This window comes from Akkermansia muciniphila, from assembly GCF_900184965.1.
Classification (GTDB): domain Bacteria; phylum Verrucomicrobiota; class Verrucomicrobiia; order Verrucomicrobiales; family Akkermansiaceae; genus Akkermansia; species Akkermansia muciniphila_A.
Genome location: NZ_FXYA01000109.1, coordinates 1 through 810, shown reverse-complemented (window position 1 = coordinate 810; position 810 = coordinate 1). Strand labels below are relative to the sequence as shown.

General features: G+C 54.6%; 1 protein-coding gene and 1 pseudogene. One reads left to right on the top strand and one right to left on the bottom strand.

Annotated elements, in window-relative coordinates:
- Window positions 1-244 precede the first annotated feature (244 nt).
- A pseudogene (locus CI070_RS14730) lies at window positions 245-358 on the bottom strand (sugar-binding domain-containing protein); the annotation flags it as partial.
- 259 nt (window positions 359-617) lie between these two features.
- Here CI070_RS14730 and CI070_RS12960 point away from each other — a divergent pair.
- A partial coding sequence (locus CI070_RS12960; protein WP_143245542.1) for a hypothetical protein occupies window positions 618-810 on the top strand: 193 nt, incomplete at its 3' end.

Sequence of the window (810 nt, the reverse complement as noted above, 5' to 3'; positions counted from 1 at the left end):
AGATGTGTATAAGAGACAGCATCAAGATCGACGGGCCCGTCGACTGCAGAGGCCTGCATGCAAGCTGATCTGAGGAACCCCTAGTGATGGAGTTGGCCACTCCCTCTCTGCGCGCTCGCTCGCTCACTGAGGCCGCCCGGGCAAAGCCCGGGCGTCGGGCGACCTTTGGTCGCCCGGCCTCAGTGAGCGAGCGAGCGCGCAGAGAGGGAGTGGCCAACTCCATCACTAGGGGTTCCTCAGATCCGGTGCGGGCCTCTTCGCTATTACGCCAGCTGGCGAAAGGGGGATGTGCTGCAAGGCGATTAAGTTGGGTAACGCCAGGGTTTTCCCAGTCACGACGTTGTAAAACGACGGCCAGTGAATTCGCCCTTAATTCGGTACCTAGTTATTAATAGTAATCAATTACGGGGTCATTAGTTCATAGCCCATATATGGAGTTCCGCGTTACATAACTTACGGTAAATGGCCCGCCTGGCTGACCGCCCAACGACCCCCGCCCATTGACGTCAATAATGACGTATGTTCCCATAGTAACGCCAATAGGGACTTTCCATTGACGTCAATGGGTGGAGTATTTACGGTAAACTGCCCACTTGGCAGTACATCAAGTGTATCATATGCCAAGTACGCCCCCTATTGACGTCAATGACGGTAAATGGCCCGCCTGGCATTATGCCCAGTACATGACCTTATGGGACTTTCCTACTTGGCAGTACATCTACGTATTAGTCATCGCTATTACCATGGTCGAGGTGAGCCCCACGTTCTGCTTCACTCTCCCCATCTCCCCCCCCTCCCCACCCCCAATTT